Annotated in this window: 18 protein-coding genes and 2 pseudogenes; 4 read left to right on the forward strand and 16 right to left on the reverse strand. The window is 68.4% G+C overall.

Going from position 1 to position 14,125, the window contains the following annotated elements:
- Positions 1-2: 2 nt before the first annotated feature.
- Genes ACGFYN_RS36370 through ACGFYN_RS36385 form a run of 4 tightly spaced genes read right to left on the reverse strand, consistent with a single transcriptional unit; the run spans position 3 to position 1,676 of the window.
- Positions 3-167 (reverse strand): pRL2-8, encoded by a 165-nt coding sequence (locus ACGFYN_RS36370; RefSeq protein ID WP_393870228.1) that lies wholly within the window; start codon positions 165-167, stop codon positions 3-5.
- A gap of 2 nt (positions 168-169) precedes the next feature.
- Positions 170-559 (reverse strand): RRQRL motif-containing zinc-binding protein, encoded by a 390-nt coding sequence (locus tag ACGFYN_RS36375; RefSeq protein WP_393870229.1) that lies wholly within the window; start codon positions 557-559, stop codon positions 170-172.
- A complete protein-coding gene (locus tag ACGFYN_RS36380) occupies positions 559-1,422 on the reverse strand; it encodes a DUF2637 domain-containing protein (protein WP_393870230.1) in 864 nt (287 codons plus the stop codon). The genes ACGFYN_RS36375 and ACGFYN_RS36380 overlap by 1 nt, the downstream gene beginning before the upstream one ends.
- On the reverse strand, positions 1,419-1,676 hold the full coding sequence (locus tag ACGFYN_RS36385; RefSeq protein ID WP_393870231.1) for a DUF6284 family protein: 258 nt from the start codon (positions 1,674-1,676) through the stop codon (positions 1,419-1,421). Before ACGFYN_RS36385 ends, ACGFYN_RS36380 begins: the two co-directional genes overlap by 4 nt.
- A gap of 435 nt (positions 1,677-2,111) precedes the next feature.
- Between ACGFYN_RS36385 and ACGFYN_RS36390 the strand changes: the two genes are divergently transcribed.
- A complete protein-coding gene (locus ACGFYN_RS36390) occupies positions 2,112-2,507 on the forward strand; it encodes a GntR family transcriptional regulator (RefSeq protein ID WP_393870232.1) in 396 nt (131 codons plus the stop codon).
- A gap of 216 nt (positions 2,508-2,723) precedes the next feature.
- Here ACGFYN_RS36390 and ACGFYN_RS36395 read toward each other — a convergent pair whose 3' ends face one another.
- From ACGFYN_RS36395 to ACGFYN_RS36405, 3 genes are all read right to left on the reverse strand, one after another.
- Positions 2,724-3,287: a flavoprotein gene (locus ACGFYN_RS36395; protein WP_393870233.1), complete on the reverse strand. Its 564-nt coding sequence runs from the start codon at positions 3,285-3,287 to the stop codon at positions 2,724-2,726.
- On the reverse strand, positions 3,284-4,519 hold the full coding sequence (locus ACGFYN_RS36400; protein WP_393870234.1) for a helix-turn-helix domain-containing protein: 1,236 nt from the start codon (positions 4,517-4,519) through the stop codon (positions 3,284-3,286). Before ACGFYN_RS36400 ends, ACGFYN_RS36395 begins: the two co-directional genes overlap by 4 nt.
- Positions 4,520-4,734: 215 nt before the next feature.
- Positions 4,735-5,838, reverse strand: coding sequence for a hypothetical protein (locus tag ACGFYN_RS36405; protein WP_393870235.1), 1,104 nt, complete (start codon positions 5,836-5,838; stop codon positions 4,735-4,737).
- 525 nt (positions 5,839-6,363) lie between these two features.
- Between ACGFYN_RS36405 and ACGFYN_RS36410 the strand changes: the two are divergent.
- Positions 6,364-6,450 (forward strand): annotated as a pseudogene (locus ACGFYN_RS36410) (glutamine synthetase); the annotation flags it as partial.
- Between the two features lie 129 nt (positions 6,451-6,579).
- Here the strand turns inward: ACGFYN_RS36410 and ACGFYN_RS36415 are convergent.
- Positions 6,580-7,299 carry a hypothetical protein gene (locus ACGFYN_RS36415; RefSeq protein ID WP_393870236.1) on the reverse strand — a complete coding sequence of 240 codons (720 nt, stop codon included), beginning with the start codon at positions 7,297-7,299 and terminating at the stop codon, positions 6,580-6,582.
- Entirely contained in the window at positions 7,296-7,844 is a 549-nt protein-coding gene (locus ACGFYN_RS36420; RefSeq protein WP_393870237.1) for a SigE family RNA polymerase sigma factor, read from the reverse strand. Before ACGFYN_RS36420 ends, ACGFYN_RS36415 begins: the two co-directional genes overlap by 4 nt.
- A 376-nt stretch (positions 7,845-8,220) precedes the next feature.
- On the opposite strand from ACGFYN_RS36420, the gene ACGFYN_RS36425 reads away from it, so the two are divergent.
- Entirely contained in the window at positions 8,221-8,442 is a 222-nt protein-coding gene (locus ACGFYN_RS36425; RefSeq protein ID WP_393870238.1) for a hypothetical protein, read from the forward strand.
- A 21-nt stretch (positions 8,443-8,463) separates the two neighbouring features.
- Here ACGFYN_RS36425 and ACGFYN_RS36430 read toward each other — a convergent pair whose 3' ends face one another.
- The 7 genes and pseudogenes from ACGFYN_RS36430 to ACGFYN_RS36460 form a co-directional block, all read right to left on the reverse strand.
- Positions 8,464-8,889 (reverse strand): VOC family protein, encoded by a 426-nt coding sequence (locus tag ACGFYN_RS36430; RefSeq protein ID WP_393870239.1) that lies wholly within the window; start codon positions 8,887-8,889, stop codon positions 8,464-8,466.
- Positions 8,890-8,928: 39 nt separating this feature from the next.
- The gene (locus ACGFYN_RS36435; RefSeq protein WP_393870240.1) at positions 8,929-9,948 is read right to left on the reverse strand and encodes a TolB family protein; all 1,020 of its coding nucleotides are present in this window, start codon (positions 9,946-9,948) and stop codon (positions 8,929-8,931) included.
- The gene (locus ACGFYN_RS36440; protein WP_393870241.1) at positions 9,945-11,267 is read right to left on the reverse strand and encodes an MFS transporter; all 1,323 of its coding nucleotides are present in this window, start codon (positions 11,265-11,267) and stop codon (positions 9,945-9,947) included. The genes ACGFYN_RS36435 and ACGFYN_RS36440 overlap by 4 nt, the downstream gene beginning before the upstream one ends.
- A 1-nt stretch (position 11,268) precedes the next feature.
- Positions 11,269-12,171, reverse strand: coding sequence for an alkaline phosphatase family protein (locus ACGFYN_RS36445; RefSeq protein ID WP_393870242.1), 903 nt, complete (start codon positions 12,169-12,171; stop codon positions 11,269-11,271).
- Between the two features lie 140 nt (positions 12,172-12,311).
- Positions 12,312-12,752, reverse strand: coding sequence for a VOC family protein (locus ACGFYN_RS36450; RefSeq protein WP_393870243.1), 441 nt, complete (start codon positions 12,750-12,752; stop codon positions 12,312-12,314).
- Positions 12,753-12,774: 22 nt separating this feature from the next.
- Positions 12,775-13,287 (reverse strand): pyridoxamine 5'-phosphate oxidase family protein, encoded by a 513-nt coding sequence (locus ACGFYN_RS36455; protein WP_393870244.1) that lies wholly within the window; start codon positions 13,285-13,287, stop codon positions 12,775-12,777.
- A gap of 166 nt (positions 13,288-13,453) precedes the next feature.
- Positions 13,454-13,519: pseudogene (locus ACGFYN_RS36460) on the reverse strand (hypothetical protein); the annotation flags it as partial.
- Positions 13,520-13,665: 146 nt separating this feature from the next.
- Here ACGFYN_RS36460 and ACGFYN_RS36465 point away from each other — a divergent pair.
- Positions 13,666-13,968, forward strand: a complete 303-nt coding sequence (locus ACGFYN_RS36465; RefSeq protein ID WP_393870245.1) for a hypothetical protein — start codon at positions 13,666-13,668, stop codon at positions 13,966-13,968.
- Positions 13,969-14,125: the final 157 nt, after the last annotated feature.

Raw genomic sequence — 14,125 nt, forward strand, 5'->3', positions numbered from 1 at the left:
GCTCACCACCAGCTCTTCTTCTTGGGCACGAAGTAGGGGCAGCCGTTGTGCATGTGGTCCAGGCACGGCTTGCAGTCCTCGTCGGGGCGGAGCCTGCGGTGAATGCTCTTGTCGTAGGCGTGCTGCCAGCACTGCGGGCACTCACCAGGAGGCGTGTCTTTAGGCATGATCAACTGCCCTTCTGGGAAGCAGAGTTGGCGTCGATGCACAGCCCGCACAGGCCGTAGCGGCGGGAAATGCAGTAGTCGTAGGTGATCTCGCAGGACGGGCAAGTGCGGCGGGCGAGCATCGCCAGCGCCAGCGCCCCCCACTTACGCGAGGTCATCGGCCGGACCGGCAGCGCCAGGTCCTCGCGGTAGAGGTAGGCCACGCGTGGCCCGCCGGCCCGCCGGTTGATCCGCATGACCTGCGCGGCGATCGGCTGACCGCCCGGACGCAGACCACGGGCTCGTAACTGCCGACGGGTGCACAGCCCGTCCGGGGCGAGCCGCCACGGGTAAGTGGGGACGCCGTAGCGGGCGCCGGACGGATCGAAGCACTTGCCCCACGCGGCCGACATCAGACGGCCCGCTCGGCAAGCAGCGTGTCCCGCAGCATCCGGGCGTTCGCGGGCGAGGTGTGCACCTCGCGGCGGATGCCCTCAGCGGTGATCTGCGCGTCCGGCCAACCGGCCGTCGCGGTGCGCGCCTCGGTGAGCAGCTGCTGCGGGGTGCGCTTGGTCCGGGGCGTCCTGGCTGCCTCGGGGACGCGGTAGGTCGCCCGCCGGGGGCGACTCGACTCAGCGGGCACCGCGCGGAGCTTGGGCGGCTCGATCGGGGCGATTGCCCGGACCGGCTTGAGCGATGCGGTCGCCTTGACGAAGTCGACCGGATCGGGCAGCCGCACCGCCGTGGCGGTGATCGGGTCCGGGGTCGATTCGGGCAGGTCAGCCGTAGACCGATTCCTCACGGTCTCGGTGGATTCCTCCGTATTCGTGTCTGCGGTCGGGATCGGGGCCGGGCGGTGGTGCAGCACCTTGGCGACCAGATCGGAGCCGAAGTAGATTGACCCGACCGGAAGAGACGTGGCCAGCAGGACCAGCGCCCAGTTGGCAGGGTCCCAGTCGGCCAACCGTCCCCAGTCGACCGCGCGACCGTGCAGCGCCGGGACCAGGCCGTGGACGTAGTTGAGGACCAGCGAGGCGCCGGTGTAGGTGCCCAGCACCCGCAGCGCGAACGTCCGATCCTTATCGACCAGCACGAGGGTGGCGACCAGCGCCAGCGCCATCAGTCCGTCGACCACGAACGGGTAGAGGGTGGCGGCGGTGTGGTCCGCACCGATCGCATTGGCAATGTCCCGCAGTGCGTTCCAGGAGACCCGAAACGCCATGCCGACCACGGCGACCAGCGCGAGCACAAGAAGGGTTCGGCCGGTGCGGTTCATGCCGCACCGCCCGCCGCGGTGCGGTTGGCCAGGGCGCGCCGCTCGGCCAGCACCTTGCGACGCGCGCGGCGGATGCGCCGGGCGTCCAACTCACTCGGGACGCGGTCAAGGGTGATGATCTGTGCGTCCAGCAGGTCGACGTCCGCGAGGATCGCGGGCAACTCCCGCTCGATCGCGTCCAGCTCAGCGGCCGTCGGTTCGATCCAGTCGGTGAACGCGGTAACAGCGTCCTGAACAGTGACGATGGGACTCATGGGTCGTGTCTCCTTGGCAGTAGGGACGGCCCGAACAGCACCCCCGGAGATGGCCCTCCGGGGGTGCGCGCCGTTGATGGAGAGAGCCGCGCGTCAAGCGCGGTGCGGCCGCTGAGCAGCGGCCGCAGTGCCCCGGACCGGACTCGAACCGGCCAGGCTGCCGTGCGGGGCACGCCGGTCTTCTCCGCCTTGTTTCCGACCCCTTCGGGCAGGCGGACCACGGGTTACCGGCAGTTCCCTGTGTGGAGTTGTCAAAGATCAACCGCTTCCTTCGTACTCACCCCTGCGGGCTTTCCTCCGGGCGTCGGCACAGCCGGTGAAGCCCTTTCGGGCCTCGCGTTCCGGTGAGTTCAGATTGACCCATGTCAATCTGAACGTCAAGAGGGTTGGGCAGAAGAGTGAGAGATTGACCTAGGTCCGGTTACTCTCGGGGGTATGGATCAGAGCCCCGAGGTGCCTAAGCCCACGCCCACGGCCAAGGAGATTGCGGCGCAGTTCCGCGAGAAGATCATGGGCCCCGATCGCGAGTACGACCCGGGGGACCGGCTTCCGGCTGCTCGCTCGCTCGCCAAGCAACTTGGCGTGCAGCTCATGACCGTTCAGAGCGCGTACGGCCAACTCCGTGACGAGGGGCTGGTTCTCAGCCAGCAGGGACGCGGGACGTTTGTCCGTGATCCTGCGGTGCCGCTCGGTACCGAGCCGGGCAGCAGTCCTGCCTTCGCGGCCCTGGCCGCAGAGCTCAGCACGATCCATGACGCTCTCCATTCGCTCGGGGAGCGGCTTGACCGGCTTGAGCGGCTTGTGGGTAGCGAGACTCCACCTGCGCCGTGAGTTTGTCTGCGCGCCTCAGCAGTAGTTCGACCTTGAGGCAGGCGTCCCTCAAACTCGCTTTGGTCAGAGCGAGTTCAGCAGGAGTCATGCTTTCCAGTTCGCCGCTTCGCTCATTGATCCCTGGCATGCCAATGAGCATGGAGCCGTGAACGGCAGAGGACCCGGACAGAGTGTCCGGGTCCTCTTTCCTTGCAGGTCAGGAGGGTTGACGACTCGTTACCTGGTGACCTCATCCACGGCGTCCAGAACTGCTCTCCAGGGGAGTTCACGTCCCGCCGGCGCCTCGCGCGGCTCGTACAGCGGCCACACCTCCGGGCCGTAGATGACGCGCACGCCCCCCGCCCGAAGGGTGTCGAGGTGGTGCTGCCATGCCGGGTGGCGGGCGTGCGCCGCGTTCACGCGGGGGAAGACCACGACGGGCAATCCAAGGGTGCCGATCGCCTCGCCCACCTGGGTCAGCGCCTGATTGTCCATCAGGCCCATGGCGAGTTTGGCCACCATGTTGGCCGATGCGGGGGCTACGACGTACCCGTCAACCGGCGGGTGCGGTCGTGCCTCGCCAGGCAGGCGCGGTTCATCGCGCACGGGCAGGCCGGTCAGCTTCTCCAACTGCTCGACCTCGCCGCTCATCCGTAGCCACTGACCTGCGGTCGGCGTCAGGGTGACGGCCACTTGCCAGCCGCGCTCAATCGCGGGCTCAACCAAGCCGGTGCGCAGTGTGTCTACGCCTCCAGCCGCCGAACCGACGACTCCGAGCACCCCACGCTTGCCTGAACTCACTGCACCGCCCTACACCGTTGAGCCATCACGAACACCTCGGATGATCGCGAGCCGCCGGTGACCGGTGATTGCTTGATCAGATCCCGCAGCGTCTCGCGCACCCTCGGATTGTTGCGTACGAGCTGCGGTGATGTGCGTTCAGCCGTGCGGAGTTCCGTGAATGCTTCGTCGCCCTGTCCGTTGAGCGAGAGAGCACGCGCGAAGTCGATGCGGTGCGAGACGCTGCGTTCCTGTGGCATGTGATCGACATTGATCCGGCCGTGTTCCACCACGTACGACACGTTGTCGAGGTCCAGCTCGATCGACAGGCGGTGGAGCAGGACGTTGGTGGGGCCGAAGCCGGTCTGCCAGTAGTTCTCATCCGATCCGAGGTCATCCGCTAGTTCCTCGGCTCGATTCAGCAGGCTGGTGGCGGTGGGCCGGTCCGGATGGCGGGCCGCTGCGACAGCGGCCCGCAGGTGGATCATCCCCAGCAGACTCAGTGCCGCAGGGTCGCTGTCGGTCACTTGAGACGACAGCCACGCGGCGGCCGTGTTGCCCAGCTCCAACGCGTCGTCGTACCGGCCGTTGGCGAGCAGAGCGTGTGTGCCAGACCGCGCGGCGGACGCCAACACGAACGGGTCGTCTGACTCGTCTGCCGCACGCATCGCTCGCTCGGCAGCGAGCCAAGAGATGTCGGATTCGCCGATCTTCGCGAGAGTCGTTGCAGCGAGGTGGTGAGTGCGGGCCGACACTGCCCAGCAGTCGCCACGGTCCTCGCCGTGCCGTGCGGCTCGCTCCTCCAGCTCTTGTGCGGTCTGGAGGAGCGCGGGAAGAGCAGCGATAACGCTGCCCAGCCGCCCGCCCTGATAGTCATTCCATGCCTGTTCCACACGCACGGCTACGGGCGCCGGCGTGGGGAGCTGCACCTCTGCCTCGGGGCCGAAGAGCAGACGGGACAGTCGGCGCGGGCTCATGAGCGCGTCGCGCACGGCCGGGACGTCATCCTGCTGCTTCTCGTCCTCCATGAGGACTGTCTGACCAAGCAGATCCCCGAGAGGCACGCGCAGGATGCGCGACAGCTCCGCGAGCATGTCGATCCGGGGAGGCTTCCGGCGCCCCGTCTCGATCTTCGCCAACCAGTCTGTGCTACGCCCGACCAGACCAGCGAGCACCTCTTGCGTGTAGCCGCGACGCTTCCGGTAGAACGCGATGCGTTCGCCTATGCTGAGGTGATCTCCAAGACCACGCACTATGTGCTGCCTCCTGCGGGTGTGGGGGCCCTGCCTACGGTACAGAGCTGGCGACAGGCCGGGTAGTTGGCCTCACTGCCGTGTATCGGCAGCTTCCAGCATCGGCGAACAAAGAACAGAAGACCCGGACAGAGTGTCCGGGTAGCGATCGAATCTTATGACGTGCACACGGGCGGCCCTTTGCGCGCTTTCTCATGCACGCTCGAAAGCAACGACTATTTGTCTGGCCGTATCGGCAGAGCTTTTCCGAGAGCATCGAGAATGGGAGCCCGAGCAGAGGACTCACGGGGAAGGACTAGGGTCAATGCGGCGGTGATCAACAGGGTGACTCGCAAGCTGCTTGCCACTGCAGGAATATTTGCCACATCAGGAATAAGGGGGAGGGTAAACGCGGCGCCGAGTAGAACAACGGGAGGCAATAGACGTTGCCACGCGGCGTGAAGTTTCGATATGCGAGGACTTTGGTTAACCTCGGTAAGCATAGCCGCCCAGTCGTCATTTACTAGGGCGGTGATTCCAGCCCACAGCGATGCTATCACTCGGTCGTATGAACCGGGGCCGCTGGCCCGTGAAATGGCGTACTTGTGTTTGCGGATTAGTTCAGCAATGCCGAAAGCCTCTTCTTTGGCGGTTTTTCGGGCTTCCATGTCGGTGATGGAGGTCAACCGCGAGAATTTTCCGGCCAGCATTTCTGCGGCGCTTGCAGCTCTTTCTAAAGACGCAAGGACTTCACGCGTGCTCGTCGGCTTAAACCAGTGACTTCTGTGAGTATGCGCTTCCGCGCATGCCGTCGCCATCGCGACAAGTAGCGCATCGTATGGGTGCTCAAAATCCTCGATACGGGAATAAACCAGAAATTTCAAAAGGCTGATGAAGGTGATGGTCGCGATTATATGAGTGCCCGCCACTAGGGCTCCCAGCAAAAACCAGCCGATGCCCGGCAGGACCCCTAATCGAGCGGCGTGTGATGTATCCGAGGCGGCCCAAATTACAAACGAGTCAGCTATTGTCATTGTAGACAGAATGCGGGATCTGGCCCCCTTAATTCTAGTCATAATGGGGATTCGCAAGGTCTTTGGGTTTATGCTGCACAATGTGATCGTAGACATCAGAATGTAACCTGCAAGTATAGGCAGCAAAAGACGCAGAAACTCCCCTGACAGGACGTTGTCGGCGTGCAGATCAGGACTTCTTGGGTTGGATTCCCGGACAAGGAAAGGGAGCACCGATGTTGCCCATGGAATCAGGATGGCGAATGGATAATACACCCATGCGATCGTCCAGGTGACTTTTCTTGCGCGATTCAGGGTGCGGCGCATTGCTCCCCGTCCAACCCTCTTCCTTATTCGCTCCAATTCGCTCGCGTCTGTGAGATTTCGGGCGAAGTTGTTAACCATTTCGGAGTTTTCGCGATAATTCCATCTGGCGGTTTCGAGGATTTCTTGCCTAATGCTTCTCCAGGGCTCCAGGTTGGTGAATTCATCTCCAATTAGGTGCCCGAATTTCCGCAACTTGGTCACCCAACTTGTGAGTCGGCGCGATAGCCTGCTAGTCGCTGTCGTTGAAGTGCGGTGCATCCGAGATGGAGAACGAGACATAACCGATCAGTATGGATGGTGATGGGCGGCTTCGCTGCCAATTCTCTGAATCTAAGCTTCGCTGGACCTGGCGAGACTTGCTTGACCCCGGATCCAGGGGCATCGCGACGCGGGCCGTCTGTGGGCCGTCTGTGGGCCGTCGAAGGGTGGCCCACAGCGACCAATGACGGCCAATGACGACCGTTCGATCACAGGTCAATGCTGCGCCGACGTCGATCACGTGAGGTCGCTCCGGGCCGACGCCACTTCCTGCGCAACAAGCAGGCGGAGTGGCACGAGTACCGCTCCGAGGTGACGGCGTTCGAGCTGCGGAAGAACCTGCCGGTACTGTAGGGGCAGGTCAGGGCGGGTGTCCCGCTGTTGTGACGAGTGGAGTGGGGCCGGCGCGCGCCGCCTCTGCTGCGCGGCCTGCCTCCTGTCTTCGCCCGGGTGGGCGTCAACGCCATAGCGGGAGTTGACTGCTCACCTGCCGGGATCCAGCCGGTGGGCGAGGTCGTGGGCGGTGGCGCTGGTGAGGTCTCCGACGTAGGCCCCGACGATTTCGAAACGGCCGCCGGTGAGCGAGGAGGTCACGGAGGGCCTGCCCCAGAGTTTGCCGTCGATGACGATGGCGAATTCGTCGCGCGGTACCGGGGTCCCCGCGATCGAGCCGGTGAGGGCGGCGAAGCGGGTCCGGTCGGCGGGGCTGAGAGTCACCTCGACCTGCCAGGTACCGTCGATGGTGCTTTTCTCCGCCTTCGCGGAGGCGACACGAACGTCGGTCATGCCCCTGGCCCGGTCGGCGCGGACGCAGAGCGCCGGTTGGGTCGCGGTGGCGTGCACGGTGTAGCGGCCGCTGCCATGAGTGCAGGCCCGCTCCGTGGACGAGGTGACCGGCAGGAGGGAGACCGGGGCCGCCTTCCCGGCGTTCCCGGTGCCGCCCTCTGCCGCGGGCTGAACCACGTGCGCGCGAGGGGACGCGCCGTCCGCGACGGCCACCCAGGCGGTGGCGACCACGGCGACGGCGGCGACGCCGACCCCGGTGCGGGCCAGCCGCCGACGCCGCCGGGCGACCCGCAACGCGCCGTCGGCCAGGCCGACCAGATGGGCGCCGACGGTGCCACCGCCGCTCTCCCGGACATGCGCGTGCAGGGCATCGTGCAGCAGGGTTTCGTGCAGCGGGTGTTCGGTCGAGCCGTTCATGCGACGACGCCCCTTCCGGAGGCAGTGGAAGAGGAGGCCGACGGCCCTGCCTCGGCCAGGGTGGTGCGCAGAGAGGCGAGGGCCTTGTGGGTCTGGCTGCGGACCGTCCCCTGAGCAACGCCCAGAATCGCGGCGATCTCGTTGTCCGGCCGGTCCTCGAAGTACCGCAGCACGATCACCGCACGCTGGCGCTTGGGCAGCCGCCGCAGCGCGGCCATGATGTCCTGCCGCTGGACCACGGTGTCGGCCCAGTCGGCGACCTGCCCGGACGGCTGGTCCGGCAGGGTGTCCGTGACGGTCTCCCGTCCCCAGCTGAGGAGTCGGAAGCGATCCACCTGGGCGTGGTAGAGCGCCCGGCGCACATAGATCTCCGGCTGCTCGCGGTCGCGCAGCTTCGACCAACGCCGAGCGGTGGAGGCAAGCGCGGTCTGGAGCAGGTCCCGGCCCTGCTCCCAGTCCCCGGTCAGCAGGTATGCCGTGTGCAGCAGCGATCTCGACCGCGCCGCCACGAACTCACGGAACTGGCGTTCCTCGTCGGCGTTCAATGCGCCCTCCCTCGTTCCCCTTTAAAGACGTGCACGGAAGGAGGTTCGACTGCCCTGCCTGCCGGACTTTCTCGACCACGCCACCGCCAAACTCGAGCGCTACCGGGCCCTGTTCGAGAACCTCATCGACGCGGAGGTCGGGACGGACACGCGGGCCTGGGTCACCGAACGGCCCCGCCTGCTGGGCCGGCCCACGTGGCACGGCGACGACCAGCGGTTCGAGACCGCCGCGGCGGCCGAAACGCAGACAAGGCGCTGACCGCGCACCGGACATCGGTCGGCCCAGCGTTCCTTGACGTGTCCATAGTTTGCCGGGATTGTCACAGATCGTGATGATCTCGGGGGTGAACTGTCGCCTCGTGTTACTGACTTGAGGATGACGGGTGGACGAGTGCGGGCCCCGCGGGGGCGGCGTGTGGTGCGGTCGGTCATGGCGGTCGTCGGCTTCGGCGGCGCCGCTGTCTTCTCCCACTACTGGCTGGGGGACTCGTGGAGCGACGTGATGTGGCTGGCCGCTTCGCTGGCGTTCGTGTGGATCGCCGTGCAGGAGGCCCTGGACGCCAGGGGGCGTAGACGGGCAGGGCAGCAGGGGGAGTGAGCGAAGGGCGGCAGCCGCGGGTCAGTGCAGCGGCTGGCCGATGCCCATCAGGTTGCCTTCGCTGTCGCGGAACCACGCGGCGCGTTCGGCGCGGGCGCCCTTGCTTGGATAGTGGCCCTGGACCTCGGTGACGCCGTTCACGGTGCGCAGGCCCGGGACGTCGACGTCCTCGAACTGCACGCCACGGGACCTGAGTTCGGCCACGACGGTGTCCAGGTCGTCGACCTCCCACGCCATCTGCGTGAAGGTGCCGGGTGAGGCGCCCGTCGACTGGAACACCACGAACTCCGTGCCCGCGGTCCGGTAGAGCAGCCCGCCGGGCCGCTCGTCGACAGGGTCGAGGCCGAGCTTCTCGGAGTAGAACCGCCGTGCCCGCTCCAGGTCGCTCGCGGGCAGCCGGGGCATCACACGGGCCCCGGCCATCGCCTTCGGGTCGTCTGCGCTCATCCCTCCACTGTGCCCTGCCCGGCGCCCAGGAGCGCGCGGTCAGCCGACGAACGCGGGAGACACCGCAGCCGTACTGACGCGCCGTGACGCCCCCGTGCCGTCGGCCGGGACCTCGTACAGGTCGGCCCCGTAGTCGCCGGCCAGGGCGTAGACCAGCGTCCGGGCGTCGCGCCAGACGGCCTGGTCGTCGACGCTGCGGGACTCGGCGAGCGGGGTCTCGCGCATCGTGCGCAGGTCGAGGACGTACAGCCGCCACGGTGCGTCCTTCGGGAGGCCCGGCACGCGCTTCTTGTAGGCGATACGGGTGCCGTCGGGGGAGAGGGACGGGCACTCGACGTTCGTGTGCAGCGTGGTGACCGTGCGCCTGCGCAGGTCGCCGCGGACCAGGTAGGTCCGGCCCTTCGTGGCCAGCGTCGCGTAGAAGGTGCGGTCGTCCCGCGCGAACGTCACGCCCCAGAAGTTGACGTCCGCCGCGTGGTAGGTGCGGCCGTCCTTGACGATGCGGTAGGCCTCCAGGGACGGGGTCAGCCGGCCCGTCCGCACGTCCACGATCGCCGCGCGCGTCGAGAAGTCGGTGCCCGCGTACGAGTCGCCGCCGACGAACGCCGTCCAGGCGGCGAAGTGCCCTGTGGGGGAGACGCGGGCGCGGGAGGGGATGCCGGGGACGTCGTAGCGGTCCTTCACCTTCAGGTGCGCGTCGAGGATCAGGGCGCGGTAGGTGTCGGACATCGCGCCGTGCACGGCCTGCAGACACACGCCGGTGCCCGAAGCGGCGTAGAAACGAAGGCACTTGACGCCGGAGGCGGTGCGCGGGCCGGACGGGTCCGACGCCGGGACGCTCGTCAGCTCGTCGCGGTGCGGGCCCCAGGCCAGGTTGCGGAAGACCATGCGGCCGGGCGTGGTCAGGGTGACCGTCCCCGAGGTCACGCGGGGGCCGCCGGGCTGGGCCTGGTCCCTGCGGTCCGCGCGCGCCGACGCGTGCAGGACCGACGCCACGGCGACGGCCGCGAGGGCGAGGACGGCGGACAGCAGGATCAGGACGCGGTTGCGTACGGTCATACGGCGGCCTCCCGGGCAGCGGCGTCGGCATCGTCATCGGATGCGGCGGCGGGGCGCAGGATCGTCAGGGAGAAGGCGGCGCACAGCGCGAGCGCCGCCGTCGACGCCAGCAGCGCCGTACGGTCGCCCCACAGGGTCCATGCGGCGCCGAAGCCCAGCGAGCACACGAAGCGTGCCGCCGCCTGTCCCGTCTGCACCACCGCGAGACCCGACGAGCGCAGCTCCTCGGGCACGCTGTCCGAGGCCGCCGCCATCAGCACGCCGTCGGTCGCCGCGTAGAAGCAGCCGTGCAGGAGCAGGACGGCGTACGGCAGGGCCGTGCCGTGCCACGAGGTGAGCAGGAGGGCGTACGCCGCGAGCAGAGCGCCGTGGCCGGCCAGGAAGATCCGCCGACGGCCGACGAGGTCGGCCAGCCGGCCGAGCGGGACGGCCAGCAGCAGGAAGGCCGCCGCGGTGCCGAGCGGCAGCAGTGCGAACCAGCGGTCGGGGACGCCGAGGCGGCGCTGGAGGAGCAGGTAGACGAAGGAGTCGCTGACCGTCGCCAGGCCCAGGAGCAGGGCGCAGAGGGCGATGCCGCGCAGGTCGCGCCGGCCCAGCAGACCGAGTGCGGCGCGCAGGGTGGGGCGTACGGCCTTCTCGGCCGCCGGCGTCTTCGCCGGGGCCCTGGCCGAACCCGGCACGAACAGCACCAGCACCAGGACGCCGAGCACCGCCACGCAGAAGCTCACCGTGAACACGGCGTCGTAGCCGTCCACCGTCGCCCGCAGGATCAGGAAGGCCGCCAGCGGGCCGAGCAGCGCGCCCGCGGTGTCCATCGCGCGGTGCACGCCGAAGGCGCGGCCGCGGTTCTCCGGTGTGGACGACAGGGAGATCAGCGCGTCGCGCGGGGCCGTGCGCAGCCCCTTGCCGGTGCGGTCGGCGGCCAGGATCAGGCCGATCGGCGTCAGGGAGTGGGCGAGCAGGAGCAGCGGCTTGCAGAGCGCCGAGAGGCCGTAGCCGAGCCCCGCCACCCGCTTGTGGCGGCCGCCGCCCCGGTCGGCGAGGTGGCCGCCCACCAGGCGTACGAGCGCCGAGAAGCCGTTGTAGATCCCGTCGAGGAGCCCGAAGCCCAGCGGGGACAGGCCGAGGCCCGTCACCAGGTACAGGGGGAGGACGGCCGTCACCATCTCCGACGACACGTCGGTGATCAGGCTGACCGAGCCGAGGGCGAGGACCGTGGGGGCGACCGCGACGCGGCGCCGCCCGGCGAGGGGCCGGGCGGCGCCGTCCGCGGACGCCGGCGCATCGGGAGTGCTTGCGCGGCTGTCCGCTACGTACATGTCAGGGAGCCCAGATCCCCGTGATGTCGGACGCGGAGGACGCGTTGCCCGCGTGGGCCGTCAGGCCCTGCGAGTCCTCGAGGGTGCGGAGCAGGTTGTAGTGGTTGTACGTGGTGGTGCTGCTGGACCCGGCCGTCACCGGCTGGCCGTACAGGACCGTCGGGATGCGGTTGCCGGACAGCTTGTTGTCCTCGTCGAAGGTGACGACGAGCAGGCTGTTGTGGGTCTTGGCCCAGGTGGCGTACGCGCCGAGGTTGTTCTTCAGCCAGGTGTCGCCGGTCGACACCGAGCAGTCGTGCATGTCGCTGCACAGGTTGGGGGTGACGAAGGAGACGTCGGGGAGGGTGGAGTAGTCCGTCGGGAACTGGGCGAAGGTCTTGGCGGACGAGGTCGGCACGTTGCTGAAGCCGAACCACGGGTTGTGCTTGCGGGCGTACTTGCCGCTGCTGCACGTCGTGGAGCCCTGGCTGGGCAGCGTCTCGTTGTAGCTGGCCCAGGTCCGGCCCGCCCCGATCAGCTCGGAGGCCAGGTTCGGGGCCGAGGAGAAGCCGGGGGTGTAGCAGCTGTCGTCCGTGATGCCCTGGGTGGCGCCGGAGAACAGGGTGAAGTAGTTGGGCTGGCTCGGGTGGGTCTCGGCGTACGACTGGCTCAGGTTGGCGCCGCCGGACTTGAGCGAGTTGAGGTACGGGGCGCTGGAGGAGTCGATCACCTGGCTGTACGCGTGGTTCTCCATGACCACGACGACCACATGGTCGGGGGTGGGTACGCCGGACGCGGCGGACGAGGAGCCGCCGAGGCCGCTCCACAGGCCGGCGGCCGCCGCCGTGAAGGCGAGCGCGGACGCGACCGCCGTACGGCCGCGGCGGTACGTGGAGCTGGCGGAGCGTGCGGTACTGCCGGACACATCAACCTCCGGAGGGGGGAAGGGCGGGGGCGGCGGTGCGGACAGAGCATGCACACGCCAAGATTCCCCCTCCCCACGTCACCCAACCCGCCCGGTGAAGAGCGGGTGAACTACTCCTCGGTGACTCGTTTCGCCCTCAACTACTCCTGCCGGGTGGCCTGTTCGGCCAGCACCTTGTGCAGCGGCTCGCTCTCCCGGCGCCGGTACTCCTGGATCGCCCAGCCGTTGCCGTCCGGGTCCTTGAAGTACATGAAGGTCGCCCCGTCCTGCGGCGCGAACTGCTGCGGCTCGGTGACCTCCAGGCCGCGCGCGGTCAGCTCCTCGTACGCGGCCTTCGCGTCCGTCACGCACAGCTGCATCCCGTGGTAAGTCCCCGGCCGCGGCGTCCCGGTCGGCACCTCCAGCCCGTCCACGAGCGCGATCGAACACCCCGACCCGGGCGGCGTCAGCTGCACGATCCGCACGCCGGGCATCACCTCACCGTCGAGGTCCACATGAAAACCGACCTTGTCCCGGTAGAACTCCTTGGCCCGGTCCACGTCCGAGACGGGCATCAACAGCACTTCGAGACTCATGTCCATGGAACGCCTCCTTCGGCGTACGTCAGGTGAAACGCCAGCGCGTCTGGCTGAACGGCTCCCCCTTACCGAAGCCGAAGACGGTCCGCGGCGCCACCGAGAAGACGAAAGCGGGTCCGGGAGCGTGGTGGAACGCCCCGTCCCGCACCTCGAAGTGCCAGAAGCTGCCGTACTTGGCCTCCCATGCGGCGGCCAGCTCGCGCAGCCGGCCCTCCTCGCTCACGCGGACCGCCTCGCCCTCCACGACCAGGTCGTACCCCTTGTTCCAGGTGTTGTTGCCGGTCGTGAGCGTGACGTGCGGATTCGCCGCGAGGTTCTTCGCCTTGCGCTCCTTTGGTCCCGTGCAGAAATGCAGCGCGCCGTCCGCCCACACGGCGGGCAGGGGCGTCACATGCGGCCGCCCGTCCGGCCGCACCGTCGAGATCCAGAACAACTCGGCATCCGCGAGCTGCGCCGCCGCGTCCGGCCAGCCGGTCGCGGTCGCCCGGGGGTCGCTGTAGCGGGTGTCGAGATGGGTCTGCGGGGTGTTGTCCGCCATGGGCCGTCCTCCTCATACCGAAGATCCGTACCAAGTGGTGACCGTCGCCGGCGCAATTACTCATCGGTCGCCCGGTCGGACCACCGTGGCCTCGGGAAACACACGGGCACACGGCTGCCGTACGGCTGGTGACACCGAGTCGGCCGAAGGCGTTCTCCAGGTGTGTGCGGACGGTGCTGGGGGCGACGACGAGCTGGCCGGCGATCTCCGAAGTGCCGAGGCCAGGGGCCACGCAGCGCAGGATGTCCAGCTCCCGGACCGTCAGGTGTATGGGAGGAAGGTGCCGGCGGCTTCTTTGCAGATCTCGTACAGATGGGGCGCCATGAGCCGCGCCGCGATCATGTCGGCCTCCCGGGGCCGGACTTCGTCCTCCTTCGAATGTCGGGCCCGGGCGTGCACCGGGGAGCCGTCGAGACCGGGTTCCTCGTCGACACCGCGGGCCGGGTGCGGGCCGACCTCGGCGGGAACCGGCTGCAGTGGCTGCACCGCGACACCCTGCGCGTCGACGCCCCCGACACCGCGGCCGGCGACCTCACCCGGATCACCCTGTCCGGACCGCACGGGCAGCCCGCACCGCCGCCCGGCACGCGCGCGCACACCTCGACGGCTACACCCCCCGACGGGCCTTTCTGCCCAAGGTCGAGCAGGGCACGGACGTCCCGGACGCACTCGCCCGGCTGAGCGCCCCGTGCCTCGACGTCCGGTACGCCTCCGCCCCTGGCGGAAGCCGGCCCGGCACCGTCCGGCAGGTCCTGGTGCCGCTCTCCGAACGGCTCGTCCCGTCCGCCGCCGTGCCCCCGCACGGCACACCGCTCCCGGCAACGCCCCCGGCGACCAG

Source organism: Streptomyces sp. NPDC048419 (assembly GCF_043200415.1).
In the GTDB taxonomy this organism is placed as follows: domain Bacteria; phylum Actinomycetota; class Actinomycetes; order Streptomycetales; family Streptomycetaceae; genus Streptomyces.

Excerpts from the sequence above, each read along its gene's own strand:
- ACGFYN_RS36390 (WP_393870232.1), top strand. The coding sequence starts at position 2,112 with ATGGATCAGAGCCCCGAGGTGCCTAAGCCCACGCCCACGGCCAAGGAG.
- ACGFYN_RS36425 (WP_393870238.1), top strand. The coding sequence starts at position 8,221 with ATGACGGGTGGACGAGTGCGGGCCCCGCGGGGGCGGCGTGTGGTGCGG.
- ACGFYN_RS36455 (WP_393870244.1), bottom strand. The coding sequence starts at position 13,287 with ATGGCGGACAACACCCCGCAGACCCATCTCGACACCCGCTACAGCGAC.
- ACGFYN_RS36385 (WP_393870231.1), bottom strand. The coding sequence starts at position 1,676 with ATGAGTCCCATCGTCACTGTTCAGGACGCTGTTACCGCGTTCACCGAC.
- ACGFYN_RS36380 (WP_393870230.1), bottom strand. The coding sequence starts at position 1,422 with ATGAACCGCACCGGCCGAACCCTTCTTGTGCTCGCGCTGGTCGCCGTG.
- ACGFYN_RS36375 (WP_393870229.1), bottom strand. The coding sequence starts at position 559 with ATGTCGGCCGCGTGGGGCAAGTGCTTCGATCCGTCCGGCGCCCGCTAC.
- ACGFYN_RS36430 (WP_393870239.1), bottom strand. The coding sequence starts at position 8,889 with ATGAGCGCAGACGACCCGAAGGCGATGGCCGGGGCCCGTGTGATGCCC.
- ACGFYN_RS36465 (WP_393870245.1), top strand. The coding sequence starts at position 13,666 with ATGTCGGGCCCGGGCGTGCACCGGGGAGCCGTCGAGACCGGGTTCCTC.
- ACGFYN_RS36440 (WP_393870241.1), bottom strand. The coding sequence starts at position 11,267 with ATGTACGTAGCGGACAGCCGCGCAAGCACTCCCGATGCGCCGGCGTCC.
- ACGFYN_RS36435 (WP_393870240.1), bottom strand. The coding sequence starts at position 9,948 with ATGACCGTACGCAACCGCGTCCTGATCCTGCTGTCCGCCGTCCTCGCC.
- ACGFYN_RS36450 (WP_393870243.1), bottom strand. The coding sequence starts at position 12,752 with ATGGACATGAGTCTCGAAGTGCTGTTGATGCCCGTCTCGGACGTGGAC.
- ACGFYN_RS36370 (WP_393870228.1), bottom strand. The coding sequence starts at position 167 with ATGCCTAAAGACACGCCTCCTGGTGAGTGCCCGCAGTGCTGGCAGCAC.
- ACGFYN_RS36405 (WP_393870235.1), bottom strand. The coding sequence starts at position 5,838 with ATGCGCCGCACCCTGAATCGCGCAAGAAAAGTCACCTGGACGATCGCA.
- ACGFYN_RS36415 (WP_393870236.1), bottom strand. The coding sequence starts at position 7,299 with ATGAACGGCTCGACCGAACACCCGCTGCACGAAACCCTGCTGCACGAT.